The organism is Chelativorans sp. J32, assembly GCF_000518985.1.
Classification (GTDB): Bacteria; Pseudomonadota; Alphaproteobacteria; order Rhizobiales; family Rhizobiaceae; genus Chelativorans.
In genome coordinates this window covers 1-16,506 of sequence record NZ_JAEQ01000004.1, presented here as the reverse complement: position 1 = coordinate 16,506, position 16,506 = coordinate 1, and the positions used below count along the sequence as shown (strand labels likewise).

The window sequence follows — 16,506 nt, the reverse complement described above, 5'->3', positions numbered from 1 at the left end:
GAGTCTCAGAACGTTGCATCGCGGCCGGCGCGGATGCGGGAGTGCAGCGGGTTGAAGCCGATGCGGTAAACAAGCTCCGCCGGCTCGGCGATATCCCATATGGCAAGGTCTGCTGCCTTGCCCGGTTGCAGCGTGCCGATGTCGTCAAGCTTGCCGAGCGCCCCGGCCGCCTCGCGGGTGATGCCGGCGATGCATTCCTCCACCGTGAGGGCGAACAGGGTCGCGCCCATATTCATGGTGAGGAGCAACGAGGTGAGCGGCGAGGTGCCCGGATTGCAGTCGGTGGCGAGCGCCATGGGCGTGCCATGCTTGCGGAACAGCTCGACCGGTGGCTTCTTCGTTTCGCGGATGAAATAGAAGGCACCGGGCAGCAGCACCGCAACAGTACCGGCCTTGGCCATGGCTGCAGCGCCTTCCTCGTCCGTATATTCCAGATGATCCGCCGACAACGCGCCATACTCTGCGGCCAGGGCCGCTCCGTGCAAGTTCGAAAGCTGGTCGGCATGCAGCTTCACCGGCAGGCCCAGCTTTTCTGCGGCGTCGAACACCAGCCGCATGTCCTCAGGCGAGAAAGCGATGCCTTCGCAGAAGCCGTCCACAGCGTCGATCAAGCCTTCCGCATGGGCTGCTTCCAACCCGGGCAACACCACTTCGCGCAGGAAATCGCCATTGCGGCCCTTGTATTCGGCGGGCGTCGCATGAGCGCCCAGATAAGTGGTGACGATGGCCACGTCGCGCTTTTCGCTCAACTTGCGGGCCGCGCTCAGCATCTTCAATTCGTCGGCAACCGTCAGGCCATAGCCGGACTTGATCTCGACCGTCGTTACGCCTTCTGCAAGCAGCGCGTCGAGACGCGGAAGGCTCTCGCGAACAAGGCCGTCTTCATCGGTGGAGCGAACGCTGCTGACAGAGGAGACGATACCGCCGCCGGCCCGCGCAATCTCCTCATAGGACGCGCCGGCCAGCCGCATCTCGAACTCGCGCGCCCGATTTCCGGCATGAACCAGATGCGTATGGCAATCGATCAGGCCAGGCGTCACCCAGCGACCATCACAATCGATCGTCTCGGCGCCGGTAAGCTCGCTGGACGGTAGCTCCGCCGCCGGCCCGGCGAACAGGATGCGGCCATCGCGAACGGCAACCGCTCCTCCTTCTACAATCCCCAGTCCCAGCCGACCGGGATCCAGCGTCGCCAGCCGCGCATTGGTCCAGATGCGATCGCCTTTTGCCACTGATGCTCTCCCCGACAAGCGCGTTGCGTCAGCTCTGTACTGCTGTTATGTATATACTTAATCGAAAGCGGCGCAAGCCGTAAAGTTCAGCATCGCGCCTGGGAGGGTACCACAATGACAGTCATCCATGCCGAGAGTGCCCTGCTGCCGGAAGGCCTGGCACGCGATGTGCGTATCGCCTTCTCGAAGGCGGGAATCGAACGCGTGGAAAGGGGCGTGCCGCCACAGGCTGGTGACGAGCGCCATCGCTTCGTGCTGCCGGCGATGCCTAACCTGCACAGCCACGCCTTCCAGCGCGCGATGGCAGGCCTGGCGGAGACGCGCGGGCTTGGCGAGGACAGTTTCTGGAGCTGGCGCACCGAGATGTACCGCGTCGCCCTGAAGATGACGCCGGACCATGTCGAGGCCGTCGCCGCCCGGCTCTATATGGAAATGCTCGAGGCGGGCTTCTGTCGCGTCGGCGAATTCCACTATCTACACCACGATGCGGACGGCTCCGCCTATGCCGATCCGGCCGAGATGGCCGCGCGCATCGGTGTCGCCAGCGCCGAGACGGGCATCGCCCTCACATTGCTGCCCGTGTTCTACGCCCATTCAGGTTTCGGCGGGGCAGCGCCCATCGAAGGCCAGCGGCGCTTCATCCACGATATCGACGCGTTCGCCCGACTGATGGAGCGATCGGAAGAGATCGTCTCCGGTTTGCCTTGCGCGGTGCTCGGTGTTGCTCCGCACAGTCTCAGAGCGGCGACGCCGGAGGAACTGAAGCTGGTCGTTCCATCCGCCAAGGGCGGCCCGGTGCATATCCATGTTGCCGAGCAGGTGAAGGAGGTAGAAGACTGCGTCCAGTGGTCCGGCAAGCGTCCGGTGCAATGGCTGCTCGATAATATGCAGCTCGATGACCATTGGTGCCTGATCCACGCCACCCACATGACCAAGGACGAAATCGCCCGTATGGGGGAAAGCGGCGCGGTTGCTGGCTTGTGCCCGATCACCGAGGCCAATCTGGGAGACGGGGTCTTTGCCGCCCCTGACTTCGTTGCAGCTGGCGGCCGTTTCGGTGTCGGCTCGGACAGCAACATCCTGATCTCGGTGGCAGAAGAATTGCGCATGCTGGAATATTCGCAGCGTCTGGCGCATCGCTCGCGGAACGTGCTGGCCGCTCCCGGTCGGTCGACCGGTTTGAACCTTTACCAGCAGGCGCTGTGCGGCGGGGCCCAGGCGCTGGGCACGACCAGCGGCATTGAGACCGGCTCCCCGGCCGATTTTCTGACGCTCGACCTTTCCGCCGCGGATTATCTGCCGATGGAGAAGGTGCTTGATCATTTCGTCTTCGCCCGCGGCATAAAGGTGGACTGCGTATGGGTCGGCGGCGCCAGGCAGGTCGAAGGTGGCCGGCATCGCCGGCGCGATGCGATCACCGCACGTTTCGCGAAGGCAATGGCGGAACTCAACGAATAGATCCGCTACGAAATCGGATTCCGATTGTCGCTCCGATGGGCTAGTGAACGCTGGGCACAACTAGAGCGAAGGCGACGTGGCAAACGGTACGGGCAAGGAGGCGACCCTCCATCAGACCATCCTGAGGGAGATCGAAGGACGGATCGTGTCCGGTGAATGGCCTCCGGGCTTTCGTCTGCCGTTCGAGGTCGATCTGGCCGAGCATTATGGTTGCTCGCGCATGACGGTGAACAAGGTCATGACCCAGCTTGCCAAGGCCGGGCTGATCGAGCGCCACCGCAAAGCCGGCAGCTTCGTAACCCGACCACGCGCGCAATCGGCGGTTCTGGAACTGCATGATATCGAGGCGGAGGTGAAATCCCTCGGCCTGCCATATGCCTACACGCTGATTTCACGCAAGGACCGGCGCTCAAATGCGGAGGACCGGCGTCTGATGGAACTGGACCAGCCCACGCCCATGATCGAGCTTCTGGCCGTCCACAGGGCCGGTGCCAGACCCTTCTGCGTGGAGGAGCGCCGCATCAATGCCGGCGCAGTCCCCGAGGCCGCCGACACCGATTTTGCAACGAACGCGCCGGGCCAATGGCTTATCGCCCAGGTGCCTTGGAGTGCCGCCGAAAATCGCATCCAGGCCATGGGTGCGCCGGCCGAGGCGGCGCGTCTTTTGGAACTGCCGAAGGGTACCGCCTGCCTCGTCGTCGAGCGCCGCACCTGGAGCCATGCCGGCCCGATCACCTTCGTGCGCCTGACCTATCCCGGCGACAGCCATACGCTCATCGCGCGGTTCGCACCGGCCCAATGATGAAGAGCACGAGTACCAGCCGGGCTAAGGCCAGGCGGCAAAGGAGTGACGGCTGTGCGCGCGAAGCGCTGAGTGCTGGCGGTGCTTGTTGGGCGAACGGCCTGTCTCACGCTTGAAGAACCGGCTGAAATAGGCCGGATCCTGGAAACCAAGCGTTTCTGCAATCTCGGCGACGGGAAGGCTGCTTCCCTCCAAAAGGCTGATGGCTTCTTCGACGAGCCGCGCGTGGATGATCGCGAGCGGCGAACGGCCGGCCACGCGCCGGACCGTCACATTGAGCCGCTCCGCCGTCACCCCAACCTCTTCGGCGTAGCGAGCGATCGTCCAGTGGTCGCGCAGGTGCAACTCCACCGCATGCAGGAACCGGTGCATGATCGTGCGTGGCAAGGGCTGGCTTTCGCGCATCACCGGACCGGAAAGCCGCCAGGCCCCGATGAGGAACAATGCCAGCCGGTGACGTACGGCATCGTCCATCCCCGGCCATTCCTGCAGGCTCTCATCAAGCATATCTTCCACATTGTCCGCCAGCCGGCGCGCCTGCTTCGGCTCGAGTTTCACGACCAGGAGGGAATGCGAAAGCGCCTCGCGGATTGCCTGCGCGTTCGGACCCATGCCCACCGCCCGCGCGAAGCTGATCTCGGAGACTGACAGCGAGATCCCGCGTGAACCCGCGCCTATGCGCAATTTGGTGCCACGCTTTGCTTGCAGCCAGATGAGGCAGGGTGCTGCGAAAGATACCTCGCCCCCCGCAACACGCACGACACCACTGCCAGAGAGGAAGACGAAGGCGCGGTAACCGGAATCGGGAAGAGTCCACTCCCCATCCGCCAACTCGCCCCGTAGGAGCTGGATTTCGAGATCAGGCGGCGACTTCTGCCACAGATTGGTCATCGGTTCCCCTCATGCCGATAGACCGCGAAAAGTGCAAAAAATCGCTGAATATGTCTATTCCTTCATTCTTGGGCTGTCCTAGGCTAGGATTACGTCCGGTGTGCGGGCGGAGGAGCGTGATCTGCACACCGGAAGCTTGCCATTTGCAAGATGTCCAGGAGGGAGGAATAAATGATCAGGCGTAGAGACTTTCTCGCCGGCGCAGCGTCTGCCATCGCGCTGCCGGCCTATATCCGGTCCAGCTTTGCGCAAAGCGCGGAGTATACGTTCAAGCTGCACCATTTCCTCGGGCCCAAAGCCCCCGCGCAAACACAGATGCTGGAGCCCTGGGCCAAGCGGATCGAGGAGGATTCCGGCGGCCGGGTGAAGGTCGAGTTCTATCCCTCCATGTCGCTGGGCGGCGCGCCGAACCAGCTGTTCCGTCAGGTGGCGGAAGGGGTCGTGGACATCATCTGGACGGTGAATGGCTATACACCGGGTCTCTTCCCGCGCTCGGAGGTTTTTGAGCTGCCGACAATTTTCACCAACGATATCGCTGCCACGAACCTCGCCATGCGCGATCTCTTCGAGAACCAGCTCGCGCCCGAGTTCGCCGATGTGCAGGTGCTGTTTTTGCACGTCCATGCCGGACAGGCGATACAGATGGCGACGGACCTGGTCCGCTCACCCGATGATACCAAGGGCAAAAAGCTGCGGGTGCCAGGGCCGACCGGCAACGCCGTCGTCGAGGCCATGGGTGCCACGCCGGTCACCATGCCGGTCCCCGACCTGCCGCAGGCGCTTTCCACCAACGCCGTCGATGGTGCGCTCATCCCATGGGAGATCATTCCCGCCCTGCAGCTCTGGGAGACGACGCAGTATCAGATTGAAGGGCCGAACAACAATCGCTTTGGCACGACCACTTTCCAGGTCTCGATGAACAAGGCCCGGTGGGAGGAGTTGCCGGACGACCTCAAGGAGGTCTTCAGCAAGCACAGCGGCGAGGACTGGCTGCGCGAAGTGGGGCAGATCTGGCGCAATATCGACGATCGTGGAATCGCGCTCGCAGTGGAGGAAGGCAATGAGCATGTCATCCTTACCGAAGAAGAGATGGCGTCGTTCAACGCGGTGCTTGCGCCCGTCGTCGACCGGTGGGTGGAGGAGCGTGCGAATGCGGGCTTTGACGCCTCCGCTCTGGTAGAAGCCGCCAAGCAGGCGCTGGCGGCGCGCCAATCTTGAGCGAGAGCAAGCGGCACGAGGCGGGCGCATCGCCGCCTGCCTCCCCGCCCCCGATACGTGCTGCGGTGCTGATCGAAACGGCCACCCGCTGGTGGGCGATCCTCGGGGGCGCGCTGATCCTCATCCTTGCTGTCATGGCGGCGGTAAGCGCCGCCTCGAACGTCATCCTCGGGCGGCCCCTCGCCGCCGACTATGAGCTCGTCAAGCATCTCACGGCGGTGGCTGTCTTCATGTTCCTGCCCTATTGCCAAATCACCGGCTCGAACATCACGGTCGACTTCTTCACCGAAGGCATGAGCGAACGGGCCAAGAAGGCGATGAGCGCTTTCTCTTCGCTTTTTGCCCTTGCCTTCGCGATCGTTCTTTTCGTGCAGATGTCGAAGGGTTTTCAAAGTTACGTCCGCTTTCAGGAGGTAACGCCCGTCCTGCGGCTGCCGCTCTGGACGGCATTCCCGCCGATCCTCGTGTCCATCGCGCTGCTCGCAGCAGCCTCCTGCGTCACCCTTGTCGATGGCATCCGTAGCATGCGAGCCCTCGGGGCGAGGAGCTGAACCGATGACCAGCCTGCTTATCGGACTTCTCGGCCTCGGCATATTGCTTGCTTTGATCGCGCTGCGGGTGCCGATCGCCTACACAATGATACTCGTCGGCATCGGCGGCGTCGCATACCAGTCGGGACCGACGGTCGTCCTCAATCAGCTCAAGGACCTGGCCTACGCCCAGTTCTCGAATTACGACCTGTCGGTCCTTCCCATGTTCCTTTTGATGGGTGGACTTGCCTCACGCTCCGGCCTTTCGACGGATCTTTTTCGGGCGGCGAATGCGTGGTTCGGTGGCCTGCGCGGCGGCGTGGCTATGGCAGCGGTGGCCGCCTGCGCAGGTTTTGGCGCCGTATGCGGCTCGTCGACCGCAACCGCCTCGACCATGGGTCAGGTCGCCCTGCCGGAACTCCGGCGCTATAATTATTCCGGCGCGCTCGCGACGGGCACCATCGCCGCCGGTGGCACGCTCGGCATCCTCATCCCACCCTCGATCGTGCTGATCGTCTACGCCATCATCGTCGAGGTGAACATCGTCACCATGTTCGCCGCCGCGCTCATTCCAGGGCTTCTTGCGACGGCGATGTTTCTGGCGACCGTGGCGCTTTACGTACGCTTCGTTCCTGGCGCAGGCCCGAAGGGGGAGCCGGTCAGCGCATCCGAGCTCCGATCGGCCACCATCGGCGTCATTCCGGTCCTGGTGGTGTTTGGAGCGGTCATTGGCGGCATCTATGCCGGGATCTATAATCCGACGGCAGCGGCCGCCATCGGCGTCTTCCTGGTGCTGGCCTATGGCTTCGCGGCGCGGCGGCTGAGCCTTGCCGGGCTGCGCGACAGCTTGCTTGAGACGGCAAGCAACAGCGGCATGATCTTCCTCATCCTCCTCGGCGCAGAGCTTCTGAAAATCTTCATGTCGCGAGCCGGCGTGCCCCAGGCCGGCGCCGAAATGCTGCAAACGAGCGGGCTTGCACCCATGACGATCCTGATCCTCGTCATCGTCGTGTTCCTCATTCTGGGCTGCCTCATGGACAGCCTGTCGATGGTAATCTTGGCCATCCCATTCTTCTGGCCGGTGATGGCCGGGCTCGACTTCGGGCTCAGCCCGAACGACACGAAGATCTGGTTTGGCATCATCATCCTGATCGTGGTGGAGCTTGGTCTCATCACGCCGCCGGTCGGGCTTAACGTCTTCGTCATCAGCGCCATGGCGAGGGATGTGCCCATGCGGGAAACCTTCAAGGGCGTGATGCCCTTCTTGGGCGCTGAGATGGTGCGCATCACCCTGCTCGTCGCCTTCCCCGCGATCACGCTGTTCCTGCCGCACCTTTTACGATAGACGCCAAACAGGGCCGAGACGATGGATAGCACCCCCGAAGGGAATGTCCCATTCGACACCATTACCGCCGGAGGCGCGCTGCTCGCGCGACTGAAAGCCGTCGGCGTGGACTACATCTTCGCCAATTCCGGTACGGATTTCCCCCCAATCATCGAGGGACTGGCAGAGGCTGCAGCCAAAGAGATCGACCTTCCGCAAGCCGTTGTCGTACCGCACGAAACGGCGGCCATGGCCATGGCGCACGGCTATTATCTTGCGAGCGGCCGCAGCCAGGCCGTGATCGCGCATACAAATGTCGGGCTTGCGAACTGCGCAATCGGCGCGATCAATGCCGCCGTGGAGCGCGTGCCCGTTCTGCTCTTTTCGGGTCGGACGCCAACCTTGGAACAGGGCCGCTTTGGCGCGCGCACCGTGCCCATCGGCTGGGGCCAGGAAATGCGCGACCAAACCGCACTGGTGCGCGAGGCTTCCAAATGGGATTACGAGCTGCGTTTCCCCGAGCAGACGCAGGAGATCGTCGACCGGGCATTCGCCATTGCCAACTCCACCCCGCGCGGTCCTGTCTATGTCAGCCTGCCGCGCGAGGTGTTGTGCGAGGCGGCCCCTCGCGCGGGGCTAGATCAGCCGCCCATCATGAAGCCCGCGACGGTGTACCCGAGCGTAGCCTTGGTCGAGGAGGCCGCGCGTGTGCTGGCCGAGGCCAAGCACCCGGTGATCTTCGCACAGCATGGAGCAGGCAGTGCGGAAGCCTTCCGGGCACTTGGCGAGATGGCGGACGAGTGGGGCATCCCCGTTTGCCAGTATTGGGCGGTGCAGCTCGCCCTTCCGACTGATCACCCCATGGCCGCCGACATGAATCCCGCACCGCTCCTCGAAAAGGCGGACGCCATCCTGGTCCTGGATTCGCTGGCGCCCTGGTCGCCAAACGTCCATACGCCGCTGGACCGTGCCACTGTGATCCAGATGGGGCCGGACCCACTTTCCTCGCGCATTCCGGTCCGCAATTTCCGCTCCTCCATTTCCATCGCCTGCGAACTCTCTGAAGGGATCCTCGCCCTCAAGCGAGCCTTGGAGCGGTTCAAAGCGGAACAAGAGGAAAAGCGTCTGAGCCGGCGCGAGGCGGTTGCACACGCCAACAGGGAAACGCGCCAGCGTGTGCTCGCAGACGCAGAAGCGGGCTGTCACGGCACGATGACGAAGGAATGGGCAAGCCTTTGCCTTTCGCGTGCGCTGGAAGGCCGGGGAGCAACGGTGCTTTCGGAGCTTGGTTGCCCACTTGCCCCAATGTCCCTCGACCATCACCGCGCCTGGTATCAAGAGCCGCATGCCGGTGGGCTCGGCTGGTCGTTTCCTGCCGCCCTCGGCATGCAGCTTGCCGATCGGAACCGTCTGATCGTCGCCACCATGGGCGACGGGTCCTACATGTTCTCCAACCCGGTCGTCTGTCACCAGGTTGCCGAGGCGCTGAACCTGCCCATCGTCGTCCTGATCACCAACAATGCCGAATGGGGCGCCGTGCGCCAGTCAGTGCTCGGCCTATACCCGCAGGGCTATGCGGCGCGCGCCAACGCGATGCCGCTCACGCAGCTTGCACCCGTGCCGGACTTCACCCGGGTCGCCGAGGCCAGCCGCGCCTGGGCGCGTCGCGTTGAGAACGGAGCCGACCTGCCCCAAGCCCTGACAGAAGCCATCCGCCACGCGGAGGAGAAGCGCGGCCTTGCGCTGCTCGATGTGAAAGTGCGTTCGTAAAGAAGGAGAATCCAATGCCCGAAGCGCCCACTACCGAATTCTGGCGCGACCTGAAGCCCATCGAAAAGGTCTTTCAGCGCGATGCGAAGCCCGAGGTTTATCTCTCCAACGCGCCGACAGAAGACGAGCGCTATTATGTGCCGTTCACCGATACCGTGTTTTCGCGCCCGCTGTGGATCTCGCCCACGCAGAACAAATGGTGCGATATCCTGATGGCCAAGAAGGCCGGGCTGGTGAACCGCCATTATCACCCGCACGAAGTGTTCGCTTACACGATCTCCGGCAAGTGGGGCTATCTGGAACACGACTGGACGGCGACGGCCGGCGATTTCGTCTATGAGACGCCCGGCGAGGGGCATACGCTTGTCGCTTACGACCATCCGGATCCAATGCGAGTGTTTTTCCAGGTGAAGGGCCCGCTCATCTGGCTGGACGAAAATGGCGAGCCCGACGGCTTCTTTGACGTCCACAACTACATAGAAATGTGCCGCAACCATTATGAGAAGGTTGGGATCGGCGCGGACTACGTGGACTTGCTGTTCCGATAGATCGGGCGGTGAGGCCGTTTGCCGAGCACGCGGGATGCGTACGAAGCTGCGGCCTCACGCCAACACGCGAAAAGTACAATTCTTCGCCGAAAACTTCCATTCTGTTCTGAAGTCAGCGTGCTAGCCTCACATGCGGGTTGGCCAAGGCGAAGAGAGGTTCTGGCCAAAACCAGAGGGATGGCGAGCTTCGACATATCGAAGCCGTACAGGGAGGACGTACCATGATCAATTTGCCCCGCAGGGCAATCCTGCGCACGCTTGGCATTTCCGCCTGCATGTTCGCGATTGCCGCGGCCATGCCTGCCGGTGCGCAGGACCGTGCCTCGGTGAAGATCGGCTATGCGATTTCAAAGACGGGCGGCAATGCCGGTGGCGCCGGCATCACCACAATTCCGAACTATCAGCTTTGGGTTAAGGAGGTGAACGACGCAGGCGGCCTGGAGCTGCCGGACGGTACGCGCCTGCCGATCGAAGTGATCGAATATGACGACCGCTCGTCGGCCGAGGAGGTGGTGCGCGCAACCGAGCGCCTCGCCACGCAGGACCAGGTGGATTTCATCCTGCCGCCGTGGGGCACCGGTTTCAATCTTGCCGTGGCACCGATGTTCGACCGCTTCGGCTACCCGCAGCTTGCCGTCTCCTCGGTGACGGACAAAGCACCGGATTTCGTGAAGCGCTGGAAGCGCAGCTTCTGGATGCTCGGCGGCGGAAGCGACTACACCGACGCGCTCGCAGGGCTTCTCAAGAAGGCGATCGGCGAGGGAAAGATCAACAACAAGATTGCCATGATCTCGGTAGCCGACGGGTTCGGCGTCGATCTCGTCACGGCCGCGCGGCCTTCCTTCAACGAGGCCGAGCTCGAGGTGGTTTATGATGTGACCTATCCGGTCGGCACCACGGACTTCACCTCCATGATCAACGAGGCGGCCGCCAGCGGAGCGGATACCTTCGTGGCCTTTTCCTATCCGCCGGAAACCTTTGCGATCACTCAGCAGGCACAGGTCGCCAAGTTCAATCCCAAAGTGCTTTATCTGGGCGTCGGCGCGGCCTTTCCGAATTTCGGGCCCGATCTCGGCGCCAATGCGGAAGGCATCATGAGCCTTGGCGGCATCGACCCCAAGAACGAGGCGAATGTGGCCTACCGCAAGCGGCATGAGGAGGTGATCGGCCGGGCGCCCGACCTCTGGGGCAGCGTCGTTACCTATGCCAGCCTGCAGATGCTGCAGGAAGCGATCAAGCGGCGCGGCCTCGACCGCGAGGCCGTCTCCGACGAGCTCTCCAACGGCGCATTCCAGACGGTGCTGGGTGAAGTGAAACTCGAGGACAACCAGCTCCGCACCCTCTGGTTCGGCGGGCAGTGGCAGAACGGGAACTTCGTCGCCGTGGCTCCGGTCGACCGTGAGGGCGTGTCCGAGGCAATCCTGCCCAAGGCATCCTGGAAGTAAGCGGATCGGGAGGGCGGCCGATGCTCGTCACCACCATCATCAATGGACTGGTGCTTGGCGGCACCTATGCGCTTCTCGCCATGGGTCTCACGATCCAATACGGCATCGCGCGCATCATGAACCTGGCCTATGGCGAGACGATCATCGCCGCCGCCTTCCTCGCCTTTGTGCTGAACAGCACGCTAGGGGTTGCTCCGCTTGTAAGCCTGCTTGTTGCAGCCCCTGCAGGCTTTGCCCTGAGCTATCTGATCTATGGTTTGATGCTTCATCCGCTGGTGAAACGCTCGAAGGGAAGAGCCTCGCTGGAGGTGGACTCGATTCTCGCCACCTTCGGCCTGCTCTTTGTCATCCAGGGGGTGATGCTGGTCTTCTTCGGCGGCAATTACATCAGCTACACCTACATGAATTTCGGCATCGACATTCTTGGTTCGAGCGTGGCAGCCAACAGGCTGACGGCTCTCATCCTCGCGCTCGTGCTCGGCGGCGGGCTCTATCTTCTCCTGACGCGCACTTTATGGGGGACTGCCCTCCGCGCCGTTTCGGTGGCCCCGCAATCCGCTCCTCTGGTCGGCATTGACGCTGATCGTGCCGCCCGCTTTGCTTTCGCGCTCGGGGGCGCGTTGGCCACGTGCGGTGGCGTCGTCATTTCCATGTACCAGACCTTCACGGCTAGCTCCGGCGTGATCTTCACCATGAAGGCGCTAATCGTGGTGATCCTCGGCGGCGTGGGAAATCTCGCCGGCGCGCTTTCGGCGGGCCTTCTCCTCGGCCTCGTGGAGACTCTGGTCGCCACCTATGTCAGCCCGGGACTGACGCTTGCCGCCGTTTATTTCATCTTCCTGGGCGTGCTGCTTTGGCGCCCCTCGGGCCTCTTCGGAAGGGCAAGATGATGAAGGGTGCGTTCGTCTGGGCGATCTTCGCCCTCACCCTTGCCGTTCTTGCCGCGGCTCCGTTCTTCCTTGAAGCGTACGGGCTGGGCCTGCTCATCGGCCTCCTCGGCTATGTGACGCTTGCCAGTGCCTGGGGGCTGTTTTCCGGCCGCACCGGCTATGTCTCCCTGGCGACCGTCGCCTTCTTCGGCGTGGGCGCCTATGCGGTCGCTGCCTTGAACGAGGTGCTGCCCTACCCGCTGGTCCTTCTGGTCGCTGCTCTAGCTGGCCTCGGCCTGGCGCTCGCCGTCGGGCTTTCCACGCTCAGGCTCGCCGGCGTCTATTTCGTCATCTTCACCTTCGGCCTTGCCGAACTCGTTCGACAGCTCGTCACCTGGTACGAGATCAACGTGACGGGCACGCTCGGCCGCTACATCTTCATGGATCTCGGCCCGGAGCACATCTACTGGCAGCTTCTGGCGCTCGCGGCGGCGACCCTCTTCATCACCTGGCGCATCGACCGTTCGCGGCTGGGGCTTGCTCTTCGGGTGATCGCCGACGACGAGGTGGTGGCGGCGCATCTTGGCATTGACCTTGCCCGCACGAAGCTCGCACTCTTCGCGCTCTCCTCGGTGATCGTCACTCTCGTGGGTGCGATCCAGGCGCCGCGCTGGACCTATATCGAGCCGGCGATCGTGTTCAATCCCACCGTCTCCTTCCTCACGCTGGTCATGGCCCTTCTGGGTGGAGCCTCGCGCTTGTGGGGGCCGGCGCTGGGGGCCGTGCCGCTCTTTCTCCTGTTCGAGTGGCTCTCCGCTAATTTCCCGAACCATTATTCGATTCTGCTCGGGCTTCTCTTCATCGCCATCGTCTTCGCGCTACCCAAGGGCGTCTTTGCATTCGCGGAAATGCACCTCAAGACACGAGGCGGCGAGAAGCGCATCGTTCCCGTGGAAGCGGAGAGCAAGCCATGACAGCAGCGCTGCTGACCGTCTCCTCCCTTTCCAAACGCTTCGGCGGGCTCGTCGCCGTAAAGAATGTGAGCTTCGACGTCGCGGCAGGCGAGATAACCGGCCTGCTCGGGCCCAACGGTTCTGGCAAGACCACCGTGCTCAACATGATCTCCGGCAGCTTCAAGCCTAGCGCGGGCGCGATCGAGCTTGCAGGAGCAAGGCTTTCCGGCCTGCCTGCGCACAAGATCGCCGCACTCGGCGTGGCGCGCACATTCCAACTCGTGCGCATCCTGCCCTCGCTGACCGTGGCCGAAAATGTGCTGGCGGCACTCGCCTTCCGCCGCGAGCGGCTATGGGGCGTGGAGGCGAAAGAAAGAGCTGATGCGCTGCTTGAGGAAGTGGGCCTCTCCGGACGCGGCCGGGAAAGCGCCGCTGATCTCACCTACATCGACCAGAAGCGCATGGAGCTTGCACGAGCGCTTGCCGCCGAGCCGCGTCTCCTGCTGCTCGATGAGTGGCTGGCAGGTCTCAATCCCGGGGAACTCAGGGTCGGGATCGATCTCATTGCCGGTCTCAGGGAGAAGGGCGTGACGATCCTCCTTGTCGAGCATGTGATGGAGGCCGTGCGCGCGCTTTGCGGCCGCGCGGTCGTGATGAATGCGGGCGTCAAGATCGCCGAGGGAAATACGGCCAAGGTGCTGGAGAACCCAGAAGTGGTCCAAGCCTATTTGGGAGGTGAGGATGCTTGATGTCGCGCGCCTTTCCGTGAGCTATGGCAAGCATGTGGCGCTTACCGATGTTTCGATCCGCGTGGCTACGGGCGAGGCGGTGGTGATCCTGGGTGCCAACGGTGCGGGAAAATCGTCCCTGCTCAAGGCCATCGCCGGGCTGGTGCAGCCGGCACCCGGTGCGGGTGTTGCGCTCGACGACAAGCCGCTTACAGGCATTCCCGCCCATGAGGTGCTGGAAGCAGGCATTGCGCTTGTGCCCGAAGGCCGCGGCATTTTCGGCGATCTCACTGTTTCGGAAAACCTGGACCTCGGCGCCTATGCACACCGGGCGCGGAAAGAGGCCCCGCGCAATCGCGACCTGGTCTACCAGCTCTTCCCGCGCCTCGTCGAACGGCGCCACCAGAGGGTCGCCACCATGTCGGGCGGCGAGCAGCAGATGGTGGCCATCGGCCGCGCGCTGATGTCCGCGCCGCGGCTTCTGATGCTCGATGAGCCGAGCCTGGGGCTTGCCCCGGTCATGGTGGGTGAACTGTTCTCGGCCCTAAAGCAGATCCGGCACGCGGGCATGGCACTGCTCATCGTCGAGCAGAGCGTCCGCAAGAGCCTGGACCTGGCGGACCGCGGCTATGTGCTTGAGGCCGGGCGCATGGTTGGAAATGGGACGGCTGCCTCCCTCCGGGAGGATCCCGTTGTCCAGCGCGCCTTTCTCGGAATGGCGGCTGACGCTTGAAGATGGAGACTATGATGGATGTGCTTGGACTGATCATCGACAGCGAGGAGCGCTCGGCCACCGACGGCCGCGCCTTCGAGCGCCACAACCCGGTGACGGGCGACGTCGCCACGCGGGCGGCGGCGGCAAGCGCGGACGACGCGGTTGCTGCCGTGGATGCCGCTGCCGCCGCCTTCCCTGCCTGGTCGCAGACAAGCCCCGGTGAGCGGCGCGCGATCCTGTCGAAGGCGGCGGACCGGCTGCAGGAGATGGCCGATGATTTCGTCGCGGCGATGGCGGCCGAGATCGGTGCCACCGTCGGTTGGGCTTTGTTCAATGTCGGGCTTGCCGCCGATATGCTGCGCGAGGCGGCGGCGCTCACCACCCAGATCAAGGGCGAAATCATTCCTTCCAACCGGCCGGGCTCCTTCGCCATGGCGATCCGCCAGCCCGCGGGGGTCGTGCTTTCGATCGCCCCATGGAATGCGCCGATCATCCTCGGCGTGCGCTCGATTGCCACCCCGCTTGCATGCGGCAACACCGTGGTGATGAAGACGTCGGAGATTTGCCCGCGCACGCACAGCCTCATCGTGCGGGCGCTGAACGAGGCCGGTTTGCCGAAGGGCGTGCTCAACGCCGTTTCCAATGCCCCGGAAGATGCGGCGGAAATCGTGGAGACACTGATCGCACAGCCGGCTGTGCGGCGCGTCAATTTCACTGGCTCCACGCGCGTCGGCCGTATTATCGCCGAGCTTTCCAGCCGCCACCTCAAGCCCGCGCTGATGGAGCTCGGCGGCAAGGCACCGCTCGTGGTCCTCGACGATGCTGATCTCGATGCTGCAGTGGCCGCCGCTGCCTTCGGCTCGTTCATGAACCAGGGCCAAATCTGCATGTCAACTGATCGGATCGTGGTCGATGAAAAGATTGCCGACGAATTCGTCGGCGCCTTGGGCGCAAAGGCGAAGACGCTGAAGGCGGCCGACCCGCGCCAGGGGAATGCGCCGCTTGGCTGCGTGGTGGATGGGGCGGCTGCAAGCCGCATCGGCCAGCTCATCGGCGACGCTGTCGGCAAAGGCGCCGTGCTGGCTGCCGGCGGCGGTGTGGACGGCACGATCATCCAGGCAACCGTACTCGACAAGGTGACCCCCTCCATGCGCATCTATTCGGAGGAGAGCTTTGGGCCGGTTGTGGCGGTGATCCGCGCCGGCAGCGTGGAGGAGGCCGTGCGCGTGGCGAACGATACCGAATACGGGCTCTCCGCCGCTGTCTTCGGCCGCGACGTGAACCGCGCGATGGCCGTTGCACGGCGCATCCAGTCTGGCATCTGTCATATAAACGGCCCGACCGTGCATGATGAGGCGCAGATGCCCTTCGGCGGCGTGAAAGCCTCGGGCTGGGGCCGCTTCGGCGGAAGCGCCGGCATCCACGAGTTCACCGAACTGCGCTGGATCACCGTCCAGGACGGCCCGATACATTACCCGTTCTGAGCGGGGGACATTGCAATGGGAAGACTCGAGGGCAAGAGCTGCGTCGTCACGGGCGGTGCAGGCAGTATCGGCAGCGCCACCGCGCGCTTGTTTCTGTCTGAAGGCGCAGGGGTCTTCCTGGTCGATCGGGATGTCGAGGCACTTCAGGCCGTCGCCGCGCAGCTTGGAGAGCGCGACCGGCTTGCCTGGGCCGCGGCTGACGTCTCGAACGCAGCCGAAACGGCCGCCTATGTGGAACGGGCGGTCCAGGCTTTCGGCCCGATCGATATTCTCTTTTCGAATGCCGGCAATTTCGGCGTGGTTCGTCCCATCGCCGATTATCCCGACGATGTGTTCGAAGCGGTAATGGCGGTACATGTGAAGGGTGCCTATCTGGCAGCCAAGCATGTCGTTCCGCATATGCGCGACGGGGGTGCAGTCGTCATCACCTCCAGCGTGGCAGCGATGAGAGGAGACGCTGGCGTCTATGCCTACATCATTGCCAAGCATGCGCAGGTGGGGCTCATGCGCTGCCTTGCGAAGGAGCTTGCCCGGCGGCG

15 protein-coding genes and 1 pseudogene are annotated in these 16,506 nt (G+C 63.5%); 14 read left to right on the top strand and 2 right to left on the bottom strand.

The window, feature by feature from the left end:
• Window positions 1-5: 5 nt before the first annotated feature.
• On the bottom strand, window positions 6-1,232 hold the full coding sequence (hutI, locus tag CHEJ32_RS0107360) for an imidazolonepropionase (RefSeq protein WP_028033283.1): 1,227 nt from the start codon (window positions 1,230-1,232) through the stop codon (window positions 6-8).
• Window positions 1,233-1,346: 114 nt separating this feature from the next.
• On the opposite strand from hutI, the gene CHEJ32_RS0107355 reads away from it, so the two are divergent.
• The gene (locus CHEJ32_RS0107355) at window positions 1,347-2,690 is read left to right on the top strand and encodes a formimidoylglutamate deiminase (protein ID WP_028033282.1); all 1,344 of its coding nucleotides are present in this window, start codon (window positions 1,347-1,349) and stop codon (window positions 2,688-2,690) included.
• A 76-nt stretch (window positions 2,691-2,766) separates the two neighbouring features.
• On the top strand, window positions 2,767-3,492 hold the full coding sequence (hutC, locus tag CHEJ32_RS0107350) for a histidine utilization repressor (protein WP_028033281.1): 726 nt from the start codon (window positions 2,767-2,769) through the stop codon (window positions 3,490-3,492).
• A gap of 24 nt (window positions 3,493-3,516) precedes the next feature.
• Here hutC and CHEJ32_RS24165 read toward each other — a convergent pair whose 3' ends face one another.
• Complete coding sequence (locus CHEJ32_RS24165; RefSeq protein WP_051469536.1) at window positions 3,517-4,383, bottom strand: helix-turn-helix domain-containing protein; 867 nt, start codon at window positions 4,381-4,383, stop codon at window positions 3,517-3,519.
• 171 nt (window positions 4,384-4,554) lie between these two features.
• On the opposite strand from CHEJ32_RS24165, the gene CHEJ32_RS0107340 reads away from it, so the two are divergent.
• The 12 genes and pseudogenes from CHEJ32_RS0107340 to CHEJ32_RS0107285 form a co-directional block, all read left to right on the top strand.
• Window positions 4,555-5,601, top strand: a complete 1,047-nt coding sequence (locus CHEJ32_RS0107340) for a TRAP transporter substrate-binding protein (protein WP_028033280.1) — start codon at window positions 4,555-4,557, stop codon at window positions 5,599-5,601.
• A complete protein-coding gene (locus tag CHEJ32_RS24160; RefSeq protein ID WP_034658078.1) occupies window positions 5,598-6,152 on the top strand; it encodes a TRAP transporter small permease in 555 nt (184 codons plus the stop codon). The genes CHEJ32_RS0107340 and CHEJ32_RS24160 overlap by 4 nt, the downstream gene beginning before the upstream one ends.
• A gap of 4 nt (window positions 6,153-6,156) precedes the next feature.
• Window positions 6,157-7,476: a TRAP transporter large permease gene (locus tag CHEJ32_RS0107330; RefSeq protein WP_028033279.1), complete on the top strand. Its 1,320-nt coding sequence runs from the start codon at window positions 6,157-6,159 to the stop codon at window positions 7,474-7,476.
• 21 nt (window positions 7,477-7,497) lie between these two features.
• Window positions 7,498-9,225 (top strand): thiamine pyrophosphate-requiring protein, encoded by a 1,728-nt coding sequence (locus CHEJ32_RS0107325; RefSeq protein WP_028033278.1) that lies wholly within the window; start codon window positions 7,498-7,500, stop codon window positions 9,223-9,225.
• A gap of 14 nt (window positions 9,226-9,239) precedes the next feature.
• Window positions 9,240-9,773, top strand: a complete 534-nt coding sequence (locus tag CHEJ32_RS0107320) for a 2,4'-dihydroxyacetophenone dioxygenase family protein (protein WP_028033277.1) — start codon at window positions 9,240-9,242, stop codon at window positions 9,771-9,773.
• A 281-nt stretch (window positions 9,774-10,054) separates the two neighbouring features.
• A pseudogene (locus tag CHEJ32_RS0107315) lies at window positions 10,055-11,218 on the top strand (amino acid ABC transporter substrate-binding protein); the annotation flags it as partial.
• A gap of 20 nt (window positions 11,219-11,238) precedes the next feature.
• The gene (locus CHEJ32_RS0107310; protein WP_028033275.1) at window positions 11,239-12,108 is read left to right on the top strand and encodes a branched-chain amino acid ABC transporter permease; all 870 of its coding nucleotides are present in this window, start codon (window positions 11,239-11,241) and stop codon (window positions 12,106-12,108) included.
• Entirely contained in the window at window positions 12,108-13,061 is a 954-nt protein-coding gene (locus CHEJ32_RS0107305) for a branched-chain amino acid ABC transporter permease (RefSeq protein WP_028033274.1), read from the top strand. The genes CHEJ32_RS0107310 and CHEJ32_RS0107305 overlap by 1 nt, the downstream gene beginning before the upstream one ends.
• Window positions 13,058-13,789 (top strand): ABC transporter ATP-binding protein, encoded by a 732-nt coding sequence (locus CHEJ32_RS0107300; protein ID WP_028033273.1) that lies wholly within the window; start codon window positions 13,058-13,060, stop codon window positions 13,787-13,789. The genes CHEJ32_RS0107305 and CHEJ32_RS0107300 overlap by 4 nt, the downstream gene beginning before the upstream one ends.
• A complete protein-coding gene (locus CHEJ32_RS0107295; protein ID WP_028033272.1) occupies window positions 13,782-14,501 on the top strand; it encodes an ABC transporter ATP-binding protein in 720 nt (239 codons plus the stop codon). Before CHEJ32_RS0107300 ends, CHEJ32_RS0107295 begins: the two co-directional genes overlap by 8 nt.
• A 14-nt stretch (window positions 14,502-14,515) precedes the next feature.
• Window positions 14,516-15,967: an aldehyde dehydrogenase gene (locus CHEJ32_RS0107290; RefSeq protein WP_028033271.1), complete on the top strand. Its 1,452-nt coding sequence runs from the start codon at window positions 14,516-14,518 to the stop codon at window positions 15,965-15,967.
• A 15-nt stretch (window positions 15,968-15,982) separates the two neighbouring features.
• The coding region (locus CHEJ32_RS0107285; RefSeq protein WP_028033270.1) for an SDR family NAD(P)-dependent oxidoreductase at window positions 15,983-16,506 on the top strand (524 nt) is incomplete at its 3' end.

Coding starts and splice junctions, on each gene's coding strand:
- CHEJ32_RS0107325 (WP_028033278.1), top strand. CDS start 7,498: ATGGATAGCACCCCCGAAGGGAATGTCCCATTCGACACCATTACCGCC.
- CHEJ32_RS0107300 (WP_028033273.1), top strand. CDS start 13,058: ATGACAGCAGCGCTGCTGACCGTCTCCTCCCTTTCCAAACGCTTCGGC.
- CHEJ32_RS0107320 (WP_028033277.1), top strand. CDS start 9,240: ATGCCCGAAGCGCCCACTACCGAATTCTGGCGCGACCTGAAGCCCATC.
- CHEJ32_RS0107305 (WP_028033274.1), top strand. CDS start 12,108: ATGAAGGGTGCGTTCGTCTGGGCGATCTTCGCCCTCACCCTTGCCGTT.
- CHEJ32_RS0107295 (WP_028033272.1), top strand. CDS start 13,782: ATGCTTGATGTCGCGCGCCTTTCCGTGAGCTATGGCAAGCATGTGGCG.
- CHEJ32_RS0107310 (WP_028033275.1), top strand. CDS start 11,239: ATGCTCGTCACCACCATCATCAATGGACTGGTGCTTGGCGGCACCTAT.
- CHEJ32_RS0107330 (WP_028033279.1), top strand. CDS start 6,157: ATGACCAGCCTGCTTATCGGACTTCTCGGCCTCGGCATATTGCTTGCT.
- CHEJ32_RS0107290 (WP_028033271.1), top strand. CDS start 14,516: ATGGATGTGCTTGGACTGATCATCGACAGCGAGGAGCGCTCGGCCACC.
- CHEJ32_RS0107355 (WP_028033282.1), top strand. CDS start 1,347: ATGACAGTCATCCATGCCGAGAGTGCCCTGCTGCCGGAAGGCCTGGCA.
- CHEJ32_RS24165 (WP_051469536.1), bottom strand. CDS start 4,383: ATGACCAATCTGTGGCAGAAGTCGCCGCCTGATCTCGAAATCCAGCTC.
- CHEJ32_RS0107340 (WP_028033280.1), top strand. CDS start 4,555: ATGATCAGGCGTAGAGACTTTCTCGCCGGCGCAGCGTCTGCCATCGCG.